This window comes from Paenibacillus sp. BT-177, from assembly GCF_025846815.2.
In the GTDB taxonomy this organism is placed as follows: Bacteria; Bacillota; Bacilli; order Paenibacillales; family Paenibacillaceae; genus Paenibacillus; species Paenibacillus polymyxa_C.
On sequence record NZ_JAOYTP010000001.1, the window covers coordinates 155,496 to 171,868 of the forward strand.

At 41.7% G+C, this 16,373-nt stretch carries 22 protein-coding genes; 3 read left to right on the top strand and 19 right to left on the bottom strand.

Translation table 11 applies throughout. From position 1 onward, the window contains the following. Positions 1-19 precede the first annotated feature (19 nt). Positions 20-229 (bottom strand): hypothetical protein, encoded by a 210-nt coding sequence (locus OIU26_RS00810; protein WP_264215700.1) that lies wholly within the window; start codon positions 227-229, stop codon positions 20-22. Positions 230-472: 243 nt separating this feature from the next. Here OIU26_RS00810 and OIU26_RS00815 point away from each other — a divergent pair, with 243 nt between their 5' ends. Further along, positions 473-697 carry a helix-turn-helix domain-containing protein gene (locus tag OIU26_RS00815; RefSeq protein ID WP_137078698.1) on the top strand — a complete coding sequence of 75 codons (225 nt, stop codon included), beginning with the start codon at positions 473-475 and terminating at the stop codon, positions 695-697. Between the two features lie 26 nt (positions 698-723). Here OIU26_RS00815 and OIU26_RS00820 read toward each other — a convergent pair whose 3' ends face one another. From OIU26_RS00820 to OIU26_RS00885, 14 genes are all read right to left on the bottom strand, one after another. Beyond that, positions 724-951, bottom strand: a complete 228-nt coding sequence (locus OIU26_RS00820) for a hypothetical protein (protein WP_016822075.1) — start codon at positions 949-951, stop codon at positions 724-726. After that, positions 948-1,262: a hypothetical protein gene (locus OIU26_RS00825; protein ID WP_264215701.1), complete on the bottom strand. Its 315-nt coding sequence runs from the start codon at positions 1,260-1,262 to the stop codon at positions 948-950. Before OIU26_RS00825 ends, OIU26_RS00820 begins: the two co-directional genes overlap by 4 nt. Next, a complete protein-coding gene (locus OIU26_RS00830; RefSeq protein WP_264215702.1) occupies positions 1,213-1,731 on the bottom strand; it encodes a DUF1064 domain-containing protein in 519 nt (172 codons plus the stop codon). Before OIU26_RS00830 ends, OIU26_RS00825 begins: the two co-directional genes overlap by 50 nt. 1 nt (position 1,732) lies before the next feature. After that, on the bottom strand, positions 1,733-2,851 hold the full coding sequence (dnaN, locus tag OIU26_RS00835) for a DNA polymerase III subunit beta (protein ID WP_264215703.1): 1,119 nt from the start codon (positions 2,849-2,851) through the stop codon (positions 1,733-1,735). 116 nt (positions 2,852-2,967) lie between these two features. After that, positions 2,968-3,924, bottom strand: a complete 957-nt coding sequence (gene dnaI / locus OIU26_RS00840; RefSeq protein ID WP_264215704.1) for a primosomal protein DnaI — start codon at positions 3,922-3,924, stop codon at positions 2,968-2,970. 6 nt (positions 3,925-3,930) lie between these two features. Further along, positions 3,931-4,941: a phage replisome organizer N-terminal domain-containing protein gene (locus tag OIU26_RS00845; protein WP_264215705.1), complete on the bottom strand. Its 1,011-nt coding sequence runs from the start codon at positions 4,939-4,941 to the stop codon at positions 3,931-3,933. Between the two features lie 34 nt (positions 4,942-4,975). Continuing rightward, positions 4,976-5,383, bottom strand: a complete 408-nt coding sequence (locus tag OIU26_RS00850; RefSeq protein ID WP_264215706.1) for a hypothetical protein — start codon at positions 5,381-5,383, stop codon at positions 4,976-4,978. An 8-nt stretch (positions 5,384-5,391) separates the two neighbouring features. Continuing rightward, on the bottom strand, positions 5,392-6,552 hold the full coding sequence (locus OIU26_RS00855; RefSeq protein WP_264215707.1) for a hypothetical protein: 1,161 nt from the start codon (positions 6,550-6,552) through the stop codon (positions 5,392-5,394). Positions 6,553-6,612: 60 nt separating this feature from the next. Continuing rightward, positions 6,613-7,011 (bottom strand): hypothetical protein, encoded by a 399-nt coding sequence (locus OIU26_RS00860; RefSeq protein ID WP_264215708.1) that lies wholly within the window; start codon positions 7,009-7,011, stop codon positions 6,613-6,615. Further along, positions 7,002-7,370 (bottom strand): hypothetical protein, encoded by a 369-nt coding sequence (locus tag OIU26_RS00865; RefSeq protein ID WP_264215709.1) that lies wholly within the window; start codon positions 7,368-7,370, stop codon positions 7,002-7,004. The genes OIU26_RS00860 and OIU26_RS00865 overlap by 10 nt, the downstream gene beginning before the upstream one ends. 104 nt (positions 7,371-7,474) lie before the next feature. Then, complete coding sequence (locus OIU26_RS00870; protein WP_264215710.1) at positions 7,475-7,906, bottom strand: ORF6C domain-containing protein; 432 nt, start codon at positions 7,904-7,906, stop codon at positions 7,475-7,477. Beyond that, positions 7,903-9,024, bottom strand: a complete 1,122-nt coding sequence (locus OIU26_RS00875; protein ID WP_264215711.1) for a ParB N-terminal domain-containing protein — start codon at positions 9,022-9,024, stop codon at positions 7,903-7,905. Before OIU26_RS00875 ends, OIU26_RS00870 begins: the two co-directional genes overlap by 4 nt. 206 nt (positions 9,025-9,230) lie before the next feature. Then, a complete protein-coding gene (locus OIU26_RS00880) occupies positions 9,231-9,497 on the bottom strand; it encodes a hypothetical protein (protein WP_014599961.1) in 267 nt (88 codons plus the stop codon). 12 nt (positions 9,498-9,509) lie between these two features. Beyond that, a complete protein-coding gene (locus tag OIU26_RS00885; protein WP_017427617.1) occupies positions 9,510-9,722 on the bottom strand; it encodes a helix-turn-helix domain-containing protein in 213 nt (70 codons plus the stop codon). Between the two features lie 230 nt (positions 9,723-9,952). Between OIU26_RS00885 and OIU26_RS00890 the strand changes: the two genes are divergently transcribed. Continuing rightward, on the top strand, positions 9,953-10,342 hold the full coding sequence (locus tag OIU26_RS00890; protein WP_014599962.1) for a helix-turn-helix domain-containing protein: 390 nt from the start codon (positions 9,953-9,955) through the stop codon (positions 10,340-10,342). 109 nt (positions 10,343-10,451) lie between these two features. Then, positions 10,452-11,639 carry a site-specific integrase gene (locus tag OIU26_RS00895; RefSeq protein ID WP_016822090.1) on the top strand — a complete coding sequence of 396 codons (1,188 nt, stop codon included), beginning with the start codon at positions 10,452-10,454 and terminating at the stop codon, positions 11,637-11,639. Positions 11,640-11,706: 67 nt separating this feature from the next. On the opposite strand, the gene glnA is transcribed toward OIU26_RS00895, so the two are convergent. The 4 genes from glnA to hflX form a co-directional block, all read right to left on the bottom strand. Continuing rightward, positions 11,707-13,035, bottom strand: coding sequence for a type I glutamate--ammonia ligase (glnA, locus tag OIU26_RS00900; RefSeq protein ID WP_013371539.1), 1,329 nt, complete (start codon positions 13,033-13,035; stop codon positions 11,707-11,709). 115 nt (positions 13,036-13,150) lie between these two features. Beyond that, positions 13,151-13,564, bottom strand: a complete 414-nt coding sequence (locus OIU26_RS00905; protein ID WP_007430683.1) for a MerR family transcriptional regulator — start codon at positions 13,562-13,564, stop codon at positions 13,151-13,153. A gap of 83 nt (positions 13,565-13,647) precedes the next feature. After that, positions 13,648-14,901: a methionine gamma-lyase family protein gene (locus tag OIU26_RS00910; RefSeq protein ID WP_264215712.1), complete on the bottom strand. Its 1,254-nt coding sequence runs from the start codon at positions 14,899-14,901 to the stop codon at positions 13,648-13,650. A gap of 112 nt (positions 14,902-15,013) precedes the next feature. Continuing rightward, complete coding sequence (hflX, locus tag OIU26_RS00915; protein ID WP_013371541.1) at positions 15,014-16,300, bottom strand: GTPase HflX; 1,287 nt, start codon at positions 16,298-16,300, stop codon at positions 15,014-15,016. Positions 16,301-16,373 lie beyond the last annotated feature (73 nt).

The following is a 16,373-nucleotide window of genomic DNA, read 5'->3' on the forward strand; positions in this document are numbered from 1 at the left end:
TGTTGCGTAATCGAATCATTCAGCGTAGGAAAAGTTTCCTGAACTGATCTTGGCTTGTGCCAACCTCACCAGATGATATCCCGGTGAACGCTCTGAGCTTAATGACCTGTTTATACTCGCTCAGACGAGTTTTTAACTCTTTGACCCATACCGTTAGAAGCATGAACAAAAATTCAAAAACACACCATCCATCCACCCAAATCATCAATCGTTTGAACGTCTTTCTCATAAATAATTACCTCCATTTTTTATTATGCGGTTACCGCTATACACACCGCCGAGGTGGAATGTCCTCCTTAGGGGGTAGCTATCCCTAATCGTCAGGCGGTCTTAAATAAATTACGTTATTTCGCTTTTTCGTTATTTTATATCCTGATTATAATTACGTTTCTTCGTAATGTCAATACAAAATACGAAATTGCGTAATTTATCACTTTATGTTAAAATCGGCTTAATTGGAGGTGCTGTGCGAGTGTCTACTATTTATATCAAAGTCCAAGAGTTACTCGATGAACGTGGTTGGACTCAAAAATATTTAGCAGAGAAAACAAATCTACGAACTGCTGCTATAAGTGAAATATGCAATAATATGAGGCGTTCTATAAATCGTGACCACTTAGAGAAGATAGCAGATGCTTTCGGTTTAACGGATGCAAATCAATTAATAGAGTTAAGGACGGAGCAAGAGGAGAAATAACCTCTATGCTCCTTTTTGTTTCCCGCTTAGATCGGATTAAGAAGCCTTTCGAGCCGCATGATTTCTTTCTGCTGGTACTGAATAAGATCAATTGCCTCCTCCAGCGCCATAAGCTTCCAGTCATAGGCCATATCTGATACCTGGTCTATAGTTGTTCCGTATTTCTTAAGACCTTTCTCATTTTGCTTGTCCAGCAATTCTATGATCCGCTGTGTTACTTCCGGACGTTTAACTTCATTTTGAGAGCGCTTCATTTAATTTTCTCCTCCGTTCTCGGTAGAATAAGCGTACCACCGTAATACTCCATCTCTGCCTGATTAGGATCACTCACCGGACCCCAATGGTTATTGGTTTGCATGATACGAACAATATCAGTGGCATATGGTTCGTCTGTGTTAACTACCAGATACGTATTAAGTGGAGGCTTTCCATCCAGAAGCCGCAGCTCCTGAACCTTCCACAAAATACGAGATAGATCACTTTTCTCACGCTCATCAAGGTATTTATTGATATCCTCATTTTTTAATACGGTGAATTTCACTTGCATTCCGGCTAGTCCTGACATTTTTCCTCTCTCCTTCTGCTTGTTTTAAAAGTTTATTGATAGCTCGTTTCCGATCCGCTTTTTCTTTCTTGAACTGCTTGATCGGAATGAATTCTCCTCGTTTTTTAGTGAGTATATATATAGGTAAAGTCGGATATTTTGCTTGGAATAATTTCAATTTGACACGGAATGTCGATGTCTCTACACCCTTGATATCTATTACTCGCTGAGTATTGTCCAAATTAGTGACCAGAAAATCAGCAATGTAGGTCACTTTTGGTTTCTCCTGTAGTATAAATACAGGGTGGCACTTGAAGTCTTTGATTTCTCCATACTTGCGCTGATGAAGGAGTTCTTGGCAATACTCTCCCTCTGCTTTGCTATCAAAGAGAGTACCTATCACATCTAGTTCATACCTTTTTACAATCCATTCCTCAAATAACGTTCCGTCCTCCGTGACAATGACCTTTTTGGCATTATATTTACTCATCTTATCCAGCCACCCTATAAGGAAGAACAATGTAGAAACTGGACTCGTCACTCTGAAGAGTGAGAGGCTTTAAAGAACCAGTGTACCCGAGTGTAATTACATCGTTTTCTAAGACCTTCAATGCATCCAGCACATATTTTGCATTCAACGTCAGGTTGAAATTTTCTCCGTTGAAACTGATTGGTGTTATGCTTTCTGTTGCCTTACCCGTTTCCTTTCCCTTACCTCGAATGTTAATTTCTTTTTCTGTAACTGAGAATGTAACAGCGTTGTTTTTTTCTTCTTTCGCCAATGTAAAAATAAGCTCTAATGATTCAATCAGTTCTTTCCGATTCACTTGTATTTCGGTAACTGCTTTAATAGCCATAGCATGGGTTGTATCAGGGTAAATCCCTTCTAGAACACGAGAATAAAATATAAATCTTTCTGTTCGTGCGAACGCATATATTACTTCTCCGCCAGAAGACTTGGAAAAACCGAATTCTACTTCATCGTTGTCATTTACGATCTTCTGTAACTCAATTATTCCTCTAGCTTCAATAACAGCCGTGCCGATATTTCCAATATCAAATTCTCTCTCAGCACGGGCCAGTCGGTGTCGGTTCGTTGCCACCATTTGAATTTTCCCGGTCTGAAGGATAACGTTTACCCCTGTAATGATAGGCAATGACTTTCCGTCTATATCTGCCGCGAAAACTGTCTTTTTGATCAGATTTTTTAAGTCTTTTCCCTTAATTTCAACATACTCATTTTCATTTATCTCTGGAGGAGCAGGATATTCTTCTGGAGGCATTCCAGTAATCTCAATCTCCTTATTCCGTGACTTTATGGTGACTTGATTCCCATTTTTAACTTGCAGTTCTATTTTCCCATTGATCTTTTGGAGAATATCCAAAATAACTTTGGGCAGCGCCGCTGAACCAGTCTCTTTGATGTCTATGTTTTCCTCGACAAAGGATTGGATAGTTGCTCGGTCATCGGTACCAGTAACGGTAAGCCTGTCCTCCGTTGCTTCGATCAAAAAGCAACTCAATATAGGAATTATTACTTTTGTTGAAATCGCCTTACTGGCATCTTCTAAAGCCTCAACTAATAGAGAACTGTTCACTACTATATTCATAAGGTTTGATCTCCTTTTTCGTATTAGGATTGCACTCTGGGCAAGGTCCCAGTATTACGATGGAGCCTTTGAACTGATATGCCACCATACTGCCGCTGCAAGTTCTACACATACCCTTAATCCCTCCGTCTATTTCTACCACCCACCGGCAGTATTTTTACAAATGGTTCTATTCGCTCAAAGATCCGGGCCGCTTTTTTGTCATTCTGTTTCTGCTCACTAGGCTTGCTGTCTTTTGGATTCGCCAAATGCTGTTTCAGCTCACTCATGGTTAAATTCGATGTGTAGATCGTTGTTAAACGTTCCATACGTCGCTGAAGTATCGGCCCCAGGACTTCATCCCTTGTCCAAGTCGTCAATGACTCGGCCCCAATATCATCCAATATCAACACAGGAACTGTTCTCAAAGCATCAAGTTTGCTTTCAACAGTCTCTGTCTTTGAGCCAATCGCATCCTTGACCTCCAGTAAGAAATCAGGAACATAGACCATCAGCACACTTACGTCACGCTTAGCCAACTCTTGGGCAATGGCTCCAACAATCCGACTTTTGCCTACACCCATTTGACCGTAAAAGTACAAACCTTTTGTTGTTTCACCTGGTACAAATTCATCACAAAAGTTTATTGCCGCCGCAATTGCAGATATCCGCTGCGGGTCAGGTTCAATGTCTTCAAAGGTGGCATTCAGGATGTGAGCCGGGATGTAGTGGCTCTTGATCCTCTGACCTATCCCTTGTTCCCGTTCGTAAGCAGCCAACAATGGGCATTTTCGAAGTCGAAAGACCAGTTCATCACCTTTGGTCGGGCTAGGTTCTGCAACGCTTGTATGCCCCTTCTGTTCGTTCTGGCAATCCAGTAAACCCGGACACTCGCTGCAATTATCGCAATAGGATATATGCTGTGATAGATCTCTATATCGTTTGGGTTCTGTCAAATCGTCCGTTCTGTCTGGAAACTCAGCTTTCAGCCGATGAACCTCAGGATGGTTTGCTAGACGTTCCAGCACCGCAGCCTGTCTCTTGGCAAAACCAGCGGGTATTAATGCCTTTAGTTCTTTTCCGAAGCTCTCCATGTGGCATCAACCTCCCTGTTTAGCTCTCAATTTTACAAGCATGTTCTGAATGTCCACTTGGGTATATTCGCTTGTTGGGACTTCTATTTCCGGTTCCACCTCATCCAGTGGTGTTTCATCCTCTTTGCTCTTGCTATCAACTTCTCGCAATGCATGCAAGGAGAAAATAATAGTCGCACAATAACTCAGACTCCGTATCCCATCGCGCTTATGCTTAGGTTTAAATTTGTCAAAGGATTGATCAATTCCGTCCAAGGCGGTTTGAAGCGGTACACCAGCAGCTAGCAATTCATCAATGCTCGTTTCGTCGGCTGCTGTAATGTGTAGTCCTTTTCCCCTGCGCTGTAAGTACTTGTTGGCAATGGCGTTGCGATAGTCAATATCCGAAGATGATATTTCATCCTGTCCAGAGTCGGCATCTGTTTCAGGAGTGACAGGAACGGCATCCTGTCGGGTGAACGGTATCCCCTCATCTTCGGATTTGATTTCAGTCTCGGGCGTTAAACAACAACTACTTTCTTTTTCTAGTTCTAAATCTAATTCTTTATCTGTTTCGTTACCGACCGTTACTGTAACGTTACCAGTAGCGTTTCCTGTAACAGGAGGATCATTTTCACCTGAAGCAAGTTGTTTTTGTTTGTTCCGGTAATTTCGAACCCTCTTTTTTGTTTGTTCCCTGACCTTATCCATTCCATCTACATTTTGATGCTTCTCCCAGTTAGATAGAAAGAAAGCTCCTTGCTCAGAAACTTCCAGCATCCCGAATCTTTCAAAGATGGATAGAGCCATTTTTATAACTGGTAGCGGCCTCTTGATCACTGAAATTAACATATCCTCTGTATATGGAATAGTTTCGGTCAGCATGATGTAACCGCCCATGTTTGATCTGCCAGTCATAGTCATTAGCTTCAGCCATATAACAATGATCGTGTCAGCTTCGGGCATATCTTCGATGATTTTAATTTTTTCGTCGTCAAACATGCCAGTACTGAGCTTGATCCATTTTATTTCTGTCATGTTTCAACCTCTTCTCAGCTTTTGAATCATAAACCTACCTGTTTGCGCTAGCGTTGTTTCCAAACTCCGCCAGTAACACCTTAAGGCTGTATTTTAAAGAGTTTATTACCTGGTCATTACTTTCTACAGCATTACTCCAGCGGACCTTATCAGCTTCTGCGTCTGCTTCTTGGAGGCGAAGTTCAATTACCGCTAATTCCGCTCGCTGCTCCCTCAGATTCTCTGCCGCTATATATGCTTCGGCATAAACGCGTTTCCTCTTGGCATAGATCCGCTTATATTCTCTTACTGCCTCAGCTGCCTTACGCCCCAGGAGAATCTGGACTTCGGTCAGCAATTCAATCTTACGTGCCAGTGTAGCAGGGTAATCATGGCTGCATTGATCCGCAAGACTATAAAGCTCTCCGAGCGTATATTGTTTTTGTAGAGACAATGCAGCCACTCCTTTTTTTAAACATGTGCTCCTATGTGGAGTAATCGTTCTCTAACCTCAGGCCAAAGATATGCTTGTCCACCTTCTCCATTTCCATCCTGGCAGAACCATTTTGAGATAGTTGGCTTGCCACCTGTGACATAATCCCGTAAGCCTTTAACCCAGGATGATTCTGTACCCGACATATCCAGTGAACGAGTGTAGAGAGACATAATCCGTGGTGGATCATACTTTTTCTCACCTAGTCTTTGGCCAAAGAAATATGGGTTCCCTTCGGTTTCCATCAAACCGAGTCGGCCATTATCTTTTTTAAAAAACTGGAATTTACGAGAGGTCCAGTTGATTTCATATAAGTAATCCAGCACGCTATTCGCTAGCTTAATCCTTCCGTCTTTCCCAACTTTTTTAGCCGTTGTACTCCATTCCTTTAAATTAGCCTCACTAGGAATGAATCTGGATTTTTGGTTGTGATGACCTGATCTCTTCGTCAGTTTTCTAAGTCTGTTTTCGGGTTTTGTAGTAAGGTCAAACAATTCGAAACTTGCTAAGTTGGTATAGTAATCTTTATTAACTATGACCCACCACATGTTATTGATATTGTGGTAGACAGTTCCACGCATCAACGTGCCTTTTCTGCCTCTGAAATACTTCACTTCACCGTTATTAATCCGTATCCCATCTTTGTCCAGAGCGTTATAATCAGGAAGATTTTCTGAACTCCAGTGTCTGCTTGGCGAATTAATCTTATGAAATACCTTATCGTATGACGTTTTTAGTACTGGTTCAGAGTCACAAGTAAATCCTTCCTTCAGTAAAAATTGTTCCATATATCTGACTTCAACTAGAAACCGCTTTTTGAGTAGATAAGGCATCTTTTCAAATTTGTTAAAGTCATATCTACCGCCGTTTGGGTTCTCTACATTGATTTCTTGATAGAACTCAAGTTTTGCACCACAATTATATTTTTCACCAACAAACAGAAGTTCTCCCTTGTTGCCAGCAAAGTGATCCTTAGAAAGGATATAATAATCACGGTCAATTCGTGGATCAGATCCAACAACAAAACCTCTTTTTCTCATCATGTCTAACATCCGTAAAAAGGTAGGATGAGATATATCTTTATCTCCTCTTACAGCTATGCTTGTATTCCAGATGCTAAAATCCTTGTCTCCTCTCACAAGACAGGCCCCCTGTTTTCATTTTCAAAATCCTGTGTTATACTTCCGTTGAATTGTTTCTTAAATGATCGTGTTGGTAGCACGATTGTTTTTCTGGACTTCTCTGTCTTTTCTTTTGCGGTATAACTTACGGCAATAGTAATTACAGAAAAGTCCTTCTTCTTTTGGATTAGGAATTTTTTGTCCTTCAAAGACTTCTTTTTCACAATGCTTGCAGATACCTATCCCCTTACCGGATATTTTGTATCCCGATGGTTCAGGAGCTTCAAGGCCTTCATATTCTTCATTTTTAAATTTCTCCAGCTTACTTAATTGAGCAGTTAGTACATCTATTTGGGCATGAATTTCGTCATTAGGTAGCCCAAATTTCACAGCGTCAATGCTGTCCTCATATAACTCACGTAATTGCGCTCTAAGCACCCTAGATTGTTTATGATCGTCCAACTCTCTCAGCTCCATATCTCCGCCTCAAGTTCGGATATTTTAGCCTTCAATTGCCTTTCTTGTTCCTTCAAAGGTTTCATCTTCTGAATACATACGTGATTAGGCCATGGACTATCTGTAATAGCATATTGAGTTTTATAAATGGCCTGAAGCTTTTGTTCATTTAATTCTTTTTCCTTTTGAAGAGAAAGCTTTTTCTTATCCCGCTCTGTAAGCTGTAACATCTCAATATCTACTGCATGTTGACAATTCAACCAGCGATGCATAAGTAATACAGCGGCTATAAGTGAGTCTGCTGGTTGATCCAATGTAAATTTGAAGCCTTCATCATCCACAATTGGAATAGAGTAAATGGTTTGCATTTTGCTATTCATTTGACTTTTCCTTACGCCGGATATTACGAACGATAATGGCATGCTGTAATTCGTTTTCGAACCAGATACGAGCCAATTCCGGTAGAGTCATAATCATTCACCCCTTAGATATAGTCTTCTGGACGAAAGTCTTTAACGAAGTAAATGGAATCATCAAAATCAATGCGCCGGATGTGACTGTACTTCGCGACTGAGAACAAAACTTTCAACTTACTCCAAATCATGCGGCGATATTTTCCGACCGTTTCGTTATATTTTCCATCTGTCTCCTTGTAACGATCTCTTGTGAGAGTAATGGACCTAATTCTTACTGCATCCTGTAACTGATAGCATTCAGCATCCGTCAGCGTTACACTGTCTCGAACCTCTTGAACCATCATCTGAACTTCTTCCACTTTTTCAGTTACATCCAAATGCATTTGCTTAATACCGTCTACAAGACCGCGAATCGCCATGCCTTGAGCCTCTGTTAGTTGCATTTGCTTTTCAACTACAGATAAGAAATCTGGCTGTTGATTAGGATTAATTAGTGTCATTTTTCTACCACCTTTCTGCTGTTTACAGCTGGACGAATCTGTTCAATAAAGGCTTCCAACATGTCCAAACTTTCAGACAACCGTTTCTTTTCAGGACTACTTGCACTGCCTATTGCCCCCAACATGAACGAAGTAATTCCAACCTTTTGCAGAAACTGTTTCACATGGATACTCACTTGGATCGTGTTGCTGTCCGCTTCAAAGCGAAGCTTCTTCATTTGAGCAGCGGCCCCCTGTTCGTTGAAGTCGTCTGGCTGCTGAAGTTTGATACTCTCAAGTTCTTCTTTAGCTCTTTGGTAGCCACTCTTCAATTGTTCAACTTTTAAACGTTCTTTTTCCAAATCATCATTGAGTTTGTTTTTCCAATATTCATCGCGTTGTTTGAGCTGCGCTTCCGCCTCTTTTTCCTTTTGGCGAATGAAAATGCCTGTTTCTTCCTCATGACGCTCTACAGCCGCAGATACTGCATCTTCAAGTTGATCAGCAGGAATGGCATCTTTGTACTGTCTTTGTAACTCAAGCTTGTCCCGCTCTGCCTGCTCTGCTCTTTCCTCTGCCTCACGCACAGCAGCTTCGAGCCGAGCTTTGGTTTCTACAAATGCCTTATGAGTGCTGATCAAACCTTCATCAAGCTGTTGAATGATTTCAGGAGTAGCATTTTCCGCAATAAACTTCGCTTTGTCATACTGCCTACCGGAACCAAAGCCTGCTTGATCCGCTACAATGTCCCGTACTTGTCCGGTTGGTTGGTCAGGTAAATTTTCCTTGCCGCCAACCATCCGTTCTCTGGCCTTTAGACGTTCAACCTCCTCCAATCTCCGCGCCCACTCGACTCGCTCGCTAAACGTGAATTCCTTGCGATGTTCGTTTTCGCTGATCTCAAGCTGTAGTTGATGTTCAAAATCCTTTATTTCCATAACTCTTACCGTCACTTCTTTCCAACCTAGAAACTGATGCGCTCTCAAGCGCCGCTCTCCAGCAATTAACTGATAATCTGGTGTTACTACAATAGGGTTAATAAGTCCGTTTTGTTCTATATCCTGTGCCAGTTCTTCGATGCCACCGAAGTCCTTACGAATACGATCACTGACTTTGATTTTGCTGATACCAATTTGCAAGTTGATTCTCCTTTCTTTACATCCCCTCTGTGATAAAATGTAAGTTGTTGTAGCTTTATCAATTCATCAAAGAAAAGAGATGCTATCTTGTAAAGATACTCTCGCTATTTTTTAATAGAGTAGAATGCTTACATTCTTTAAATCATGCAGTCAGTTATCCAGTTGTTCAATATTGGGTGTAGTCATTTAGTTTTGTTCTCCTTTCTTTAATAAGATTGTTCCAATAACCAATTTTCCAAGAACTCACGCGTTTCTCTCGCAGGAAAATACCATTTGCTCCCTACTTTCCGTTTCGGAAATCCTGGATGATAGAAAAATTGTTCTTGTATAAAGTTCCAACTCATACATGTACGACGCTTTAATTCAGCCGCATCCCAAAATACGTACTCCACATCAGCTTCTTTTAAAACCTCCGCTATCTTCGATTTGACCAGTTGAAAGGCTTCTTTTTCGTCAACGCTGACTGACAACATGTTTATCCCTCCTTAATTGTTGTTTTCTTTTAATTTCTTAGGAACCAGCTTGATCTCTAATCCCAAAGCATCGCAGGCTTTTCTAAGCGTGGTTTCGTTCCACCGACGACTTCCATTTAGCAAATTGTGCATGTACTGCGGGGAACATCCAACTAAATGAGCTAAATCAGAAGGATTTAATCCTTTTTCATTTATAAGTGGCCTCATTTGTTCAGAAACCTTCATTTCATCACCTCCGTTGAAATAATATTAATCTATTTGATTAATTAAATCAAATGTAAAATTAATCAAATAGATTCAAATAGAAGCATTTTAGATTATTATCCATATAGTTTAATATATATGCTCAATTTTTCGCCTATTTGCTTCTTTTTAATCTATTTGCTGTTTGTATTTTAATCTATTTGTTGATATCATTAATTCATCAATTAGTTTAAAAGGAGCGGTCACAGGACATGTCTAGTTATCCTAACCGGATAAGAGAGATTAGAAAATCACAAAAGAAATCAGGAGTACAAGTAGCTGAATTTTTAGGAATTACCCCTCAATTTCTATACAATATCGAAAAAGGAAGCCGAACTTTAAATACTGAGGTGGCTTCAAAATTAGCCGAGTATTTTGATGTAACCGTAGATTACCTTCTTGGCCGTACAGAAGCCGAAAAAGATGATCGCCAATATCCAGAGTGGGCCACGTCAAAGGACATTCGGGATTTTAAAACAATACTTGAAGAAGATGCGCCGGTAATGTTCGATGGCGTACCAATCTCAGAAGACGACAAAGAAAAAATTAAACGGGTCATGGAAGCTATGTTCTGGGATGCTAAAAAGAACAAAAAAGATTAATTGTTTTGAATGAAATAGCTTTCCTAAATATTCACTTTGCGCTTTCACCGCTGCGAGGCGGTTTCACATACACAAAAAACGGAACATTTGTTCTATTGGAGGAATAATCATGGCAAACTTTAAAAGATTAAAGAGTGGTTGGCGGTATCGGTTAAAGTACACCGATCCATTTACGCAGCAACAAAAGGAGAAGTCAGAACGGGGATTCCGTACAAAACCGGAAGCAGAGTTAGCTGCAGCAGAATTTTTAAAGAGAATAAAACAAGGTTACGAACAGATTGACATGCCTCTCGTCGATTATATAGAAAGTTGGATCATCAACTATAAAAAAGGAGATGTTAGAAAAAACACACTTAAACAACATATGAACAATCTAAAAACACACATTAAGCCTTATTTTAAACAATTAATGATAAAAGATTTAAAACCAGATATGTACCAAAAATTTTTAGATGCTTGTTTAGAAAAAGGCTTAAGCCGAAGAACAGTCGAAATAATTAACTCAACAGTTTACAGTGCTTTAGAACTCGCAGTAATTCAAGGAAAGTTAGAACGTAATCCTTGCATAGGATCAATTATTAAGGGAGAGAGGAAACAAAAAACTATTGATTTCATTGATTCTGAGGATATTCCTCGTTTTCTTTATACAGCAAGAGGATATGGTTATATATACTGGATATTTTTCAAGGTGCTGTTGGAGACTGGCATGCGTAAAGGTGAAGCCGCTGCTTTAAAGTGGTCTGATATTAATTTTAAGGAGAAAAAAATTCACATTAATGAAACTTTGGATTTCCAACCTGATAACGAGGACGAGCTATTCGGGGAAACAAAAACCTTCAAATCAAAACGAACAATCAGTGTAAGTACATCTCTAATCAACGATCTAAAGTATCATGCTAGTTGGCAGAACCAGAATAAAATTAATCTCGGAGAAACAATGTACCGACATGATTTAAATCTCGTTCTATGTAGAAATGACGGACGTCCTATGCCGAAGTCAACACTATTTAACGCATTTAAGCGTATCTTGAAGCGCGCTAGTCTCGATGGAGTTTTACGTATCCATTCTCTTCGTCACACTTACGCAGTGCTCATGCTTGAAGCTGGAGCCGATATAAAGTTTGTCCAGGAGCAGCTTGGTCATGGTAGTGTGCAGATTACATCTGATGTATACGCACACATTTCTAAAAAGTTAGAGAAACGTAACATAGACAGATATGAGGAATACACAAGCAAAATTCTCGGCTCAAACAATTTTAAGTCGGGGGACGTTTGGGGGACACCCCAGAAGAATTAATAAACTCCTCTGAACCGTCCCCCATTACAACTCCCAAAAAAACCGCATACTCACAGGTTTTTATCTATTAATAAAGCGTCAGATATTGATCACGTTCCCATTGATGTACTTGGGTGCGATACATATCCCATTCAATTTCCTTAAGCTCATAGAAGTAAGCCAGCGCATGATCACCCAGTGCGTCAGAGATCACCTCGCTCCGAATAAGCTCAGACAGAGCTTCTTTCAGGTCTGCAGGCAGACTAGGAATGCCTTCTTCAATTCGCTCTTCCTCGGACATCACGTAGATGTTGCGATCGATTGGGGCTGGCAAAGCCATCTGACGTTTAATACCATCCAAACCTGCTCTCAGCATTACAGCCAAGGCTAGATAAGGATTCGCTGCCGGGTCAGGGTTCCGAACTTCGACGCGAGTGCTCAGGCCACGAGATGCGGGGATCCGAATCATCGGACTCCGATTGCTTGCAGACCAAGCAACATAACAAGGCGCTTCATAACCTGGTACGAGACGTTTGTAGGAATTTACTGTTGGATTCGTGATCGCTGCCATTGCACGTGCATGTTTAAGAATACCTGCCATATAGTGGCGAGCTGTCTGGCTTAATCCGAGTTCATCCGTCTCATCATAAAATACGTTTTCATTGTCCTTAAACAACGATTGGTTGCAGTGCATACCGGAACCATTCACGCCGAACAAAGGTTTTGGCATAAAGGTTGCATGCAAACCATGCTGACGAGCAATGGTCTTAACAACGAGCTTGAACGTTTGAATCTGATCGGCAGCTTTAACTGCATCTGCATATTTAAAGTCAATCTCATGCTGACCAGGTGCAACCTCATGGTGGGATGCTTCAATTTCGAAGCCCATCTCTTCAAGCTTAAGAACAATTTCACGACGGCAGTTCTCACCCAGATCCATTGGAGCCAGGTCAAAATATCCGCCTTGGTCATTCAGTTCTGTGGTTGGATCGCCTTTCTCATCGGTTTTGAACAAGAAGAATTCAGGTTCTGGTCCGACATTCATCGAAGTGTATCCCATTTCTTCGGCTTCCTTAAGTACACGTTTCAAGATCCCCCGCGGGTCACCTGCAAATGGGGAGCCGTCTGGCTTGTAAATATCGCAGATCAAACGAGCTACACGATCTGAGGTTACCCATGGGAATACAACCCAAGTGTCCAAATCTGGATATAAGTACATGTCAGATTCTTCGATACGTACATAGCCTTCTATGGAAGAACCGTCAAACATCATTTTGTTATCCAATGCTTTTTCCAGCTGGCTAACAGGAATTTCAACGTTCTTAATGGTGCCCAGCAAATCGGTAAACTGCAAACGAATAAAACGAACATTTTCTTCTTTCGCAATCCTAATGATATCTTCTCTGGTATAACTCACACTAACCTCTCCCTTTCTGTAACGACTATATGCAAATCGGCTGTATCATAAATGACTTAAATGATGAGACCGTTTTTAAGTAGAATAAACTTATGCCAAAAGGTAAGCCACAGCATTATCTTTTGTTGAAAAACCGTGATAATTCGCCTTGGATCAAAGATACCTGTCCTGGTCTTTTGCCTGCAACAAGTTGTTGCTTCAACAAACGATGAAGCTGAGTGTCGGACATTTCACGGCGTTTGACTTCCGTATCTGCAGTAATAACTGTAGCTTCCTCCGATTCCTTGGTAACCGGATTCATGACTTGTTTAATTCCTGCAATGTTTACACCCTTCTCGATCAACGCCTTAATTTCGAGCAGACGCTCTACGTCATTAAATGAAAAAAGACGTTGGTTACCTGATGTACGGGCAGGAACTATCAAATTATGCTGCTCATAATAACGAATCTGACGTGCTGACAAGTCCGTTAGCTTCATGACAATACCTATTGGAAACAAGGCCATATTTCTGCGAATTTCGTCGCCCATTTGTCATCAACCTTCCAGTGATCTATTATTCACCTTATTGTACATTTAGCTGATGCAAAGTGTCAATGATATGTTAGAAAAACTCACAATAATTTACGTTCTTTCATCGTTTGCAAAGCCATAAGTACTCCATATTTGACATGAGAGTAGGTTAAGCCCCCTTGCATGTAACCAATATAAGGCTCCCGAATCGGAGCATCTGCGGATAATTCCAAACTTCCACCTTGTATGAACGTACCTGCTGCCATAATAACCGGATGCTCATAACCCGGCATATCCCACGGCTCTGGCACCACATGGCTATCCACGGCGGCTGCGCGCTGAATGCCCTGTACAAAAGCAATTAGATGTTCTGCTCCGCTAAAAGAAATGGCCTGAATCAAATCCGTACGCTCTTCATGCCAGGCAGGTTTAGTCTCAAAACCTATTTCCTCAAAGACCGCAGCTGCGAATATGCTTCCTTTAACCGCTTGCCCCACCAATGTAGGAGCAAGGAATAGTCCCTGGTATATGCCTCGTGTAGTACCTAGCATCGCTCCTACTTCTCCCCCAATACCGGGTGCTGTTAATCGGTAGGATGCCAGCTCTACATATTGATGCTTTCCGCAGATATATCCACCCGTTTCTGCAATGCCACCACCGGGATTTTTAATCAACGAACCTGCCACCAAATCAACACCGACCTGAGTAGGTTCCAGCTTCTCAGTAAATTCCCCGTAGCAATTGTCTACAAAGACAATAACGTCAGGCTTTATCTTTTTCACTCGTGCCGTCATTTCTTCAATATCTGCCACACTAAAGGAAGCTCTCCAATCATAGCCGCGTGAGCGCTGGATACCAATCACTTTGGTATTGTCATGGATTGCGGACTCTACCGCTTTCCAGTCCACTTTACCTTCTGCTGTCAGCGCTGTCTCTCCATAAGTTACACCAAAGTCCTGCAATGATCCTGTTCCGTCGCCGGGCTTACCAATCACTTTGTGTAAGGTATCATATGGTCGCCCTGTAATGTATAACAACTCATCCCCTGGTCGCAGCACACCAAATAAAGCCGTGGCGATGGTATGCGTTCCCGAGGCAAAATGCGGACGCACCAACGCTGCCTCCGCACCGAACACATCTGCATAGACTTCTTCCAGCACTTCACGCCCCCGGTCATTGTAAGCATATCCCGTTGAACCTGCAAAATGAAAATCGCTCACTTGCTTGCGCTGGAAGGCCTGAATGACCTTCCACTGATTTGCATCTACAATATGATCTATGTGCTGTATACGTTCTTGTATCTTATGTTCTACCGTTTCCTGAATTTGCTGAATTTCCGGACTAAAAACTACCATTTACCTTCTTGACCCTCTCTCTTCCGCAGCCTTAGGCTAATCATGTTATATTGTTGTTCAATTTTGAACGATAAGCATTATCATCTTATTGACCCAATAACGTCATTAGATGTTAACTTTCTGTGAACTCACTGAGAGCATGACCATACTTTTCGTATTCGCCTCTTTGAATTTCTACCTCATAAATGACATCATTGCCATCATACTCTGTCAGCAGTACATCTCCAATTCGATAAAGCACAGATGTTAAATCCCCACGTTCCGCAGGAATGCGGAATCTCAGTGTGTCACCGCTCAGATGCTCCTGAACCAGTTCGCGAATGCGTAGCAAATCCGCTTCATCAAATGCACTGATTTTCAAATAGCCTTCCCCGGAAGGAAGCATTTCCAATTGCTCAGGAGTGCAAGCATCTTTTTTGTTAAACAGTACAATCTGAGGCTTGTCCGCAGCCCCAAGCTGTTGCAGGATTGACTCTACAACTTTCATTTGTTCGTCACGCATGTCTGAAGAGGCGTCCACGACATGTAAAATGAGATGGGCCTCATTGGCCTCCTCCAAAGTGGCCCGGAAAGAGGCTACCAAATCATGAGGCAGATTTTGAATAAATCCTACTGTATCTGTGAGAATAACTTCTTTGCCACTCGGCAATTCCATTGTTCTGGAGGTAGGATCGAGCGTTGCAAACAGTTGGTTCTCAATATATACATCGGCAGCTGTCAGTTGCTTCAACAGTGTTGATTTCCCGGCATTCGTATAGCCAACAAGTGCCACCTGAACGATGCCAGCCTTTTGTCTGCGCTCCCTGTGTAAATACCGATGACGCGTCACTTCCTCAAGTTGGCGTTTCAGATCACTGATTCGGTCACGAATGTGACGACGGTCCGTCTCGAGCTTGCTTTCACCAGGACCACGTGTTCCGATTCCGCCACCGAGCCGTGAAAGGTTTTTACCGTGTCCAGACAGTCGAGGGAGTAAGTATGACAACTGCGCCAGTTCAACCTGGATAATACCTTCCCGTGTTTTTGCACGCTGAGCAAATATGTCCAGAATTAACTGTGTTCGGTCAATTATTTTGAGATCCAGGCTCTCTTCCAGATTTCGTACTTGAGCTCCCGAGAGCTCCTGATCAAAAATAGCTGTATTCGCTCCCAATTCTTCAGCAACTGCACGCAATTCATCTACTTTTCCTTTGCCAATAAACCATTTTGAGTCTTTGGATTCCCTATTTTGTGTGAGGACGCTCAGGACTTCAACTCCCGCTGTTTCAGCCAGCTTCACCAGTTCTTCCAGCGAATATTCCGTATTGATGCCAGATCGTTTGACTTCATCCGTAATTAGACTGACCAGTACCGCCTTATCCTGCATTTCGGTTTGTGTATCATGAGTGGAGTTCGCCATATTGTTTGCTCCTTTATTTTCATGTCAACTCTCGAACAGAAACCGACCTGATGTCAGGCCGGCCCTCGTTCGA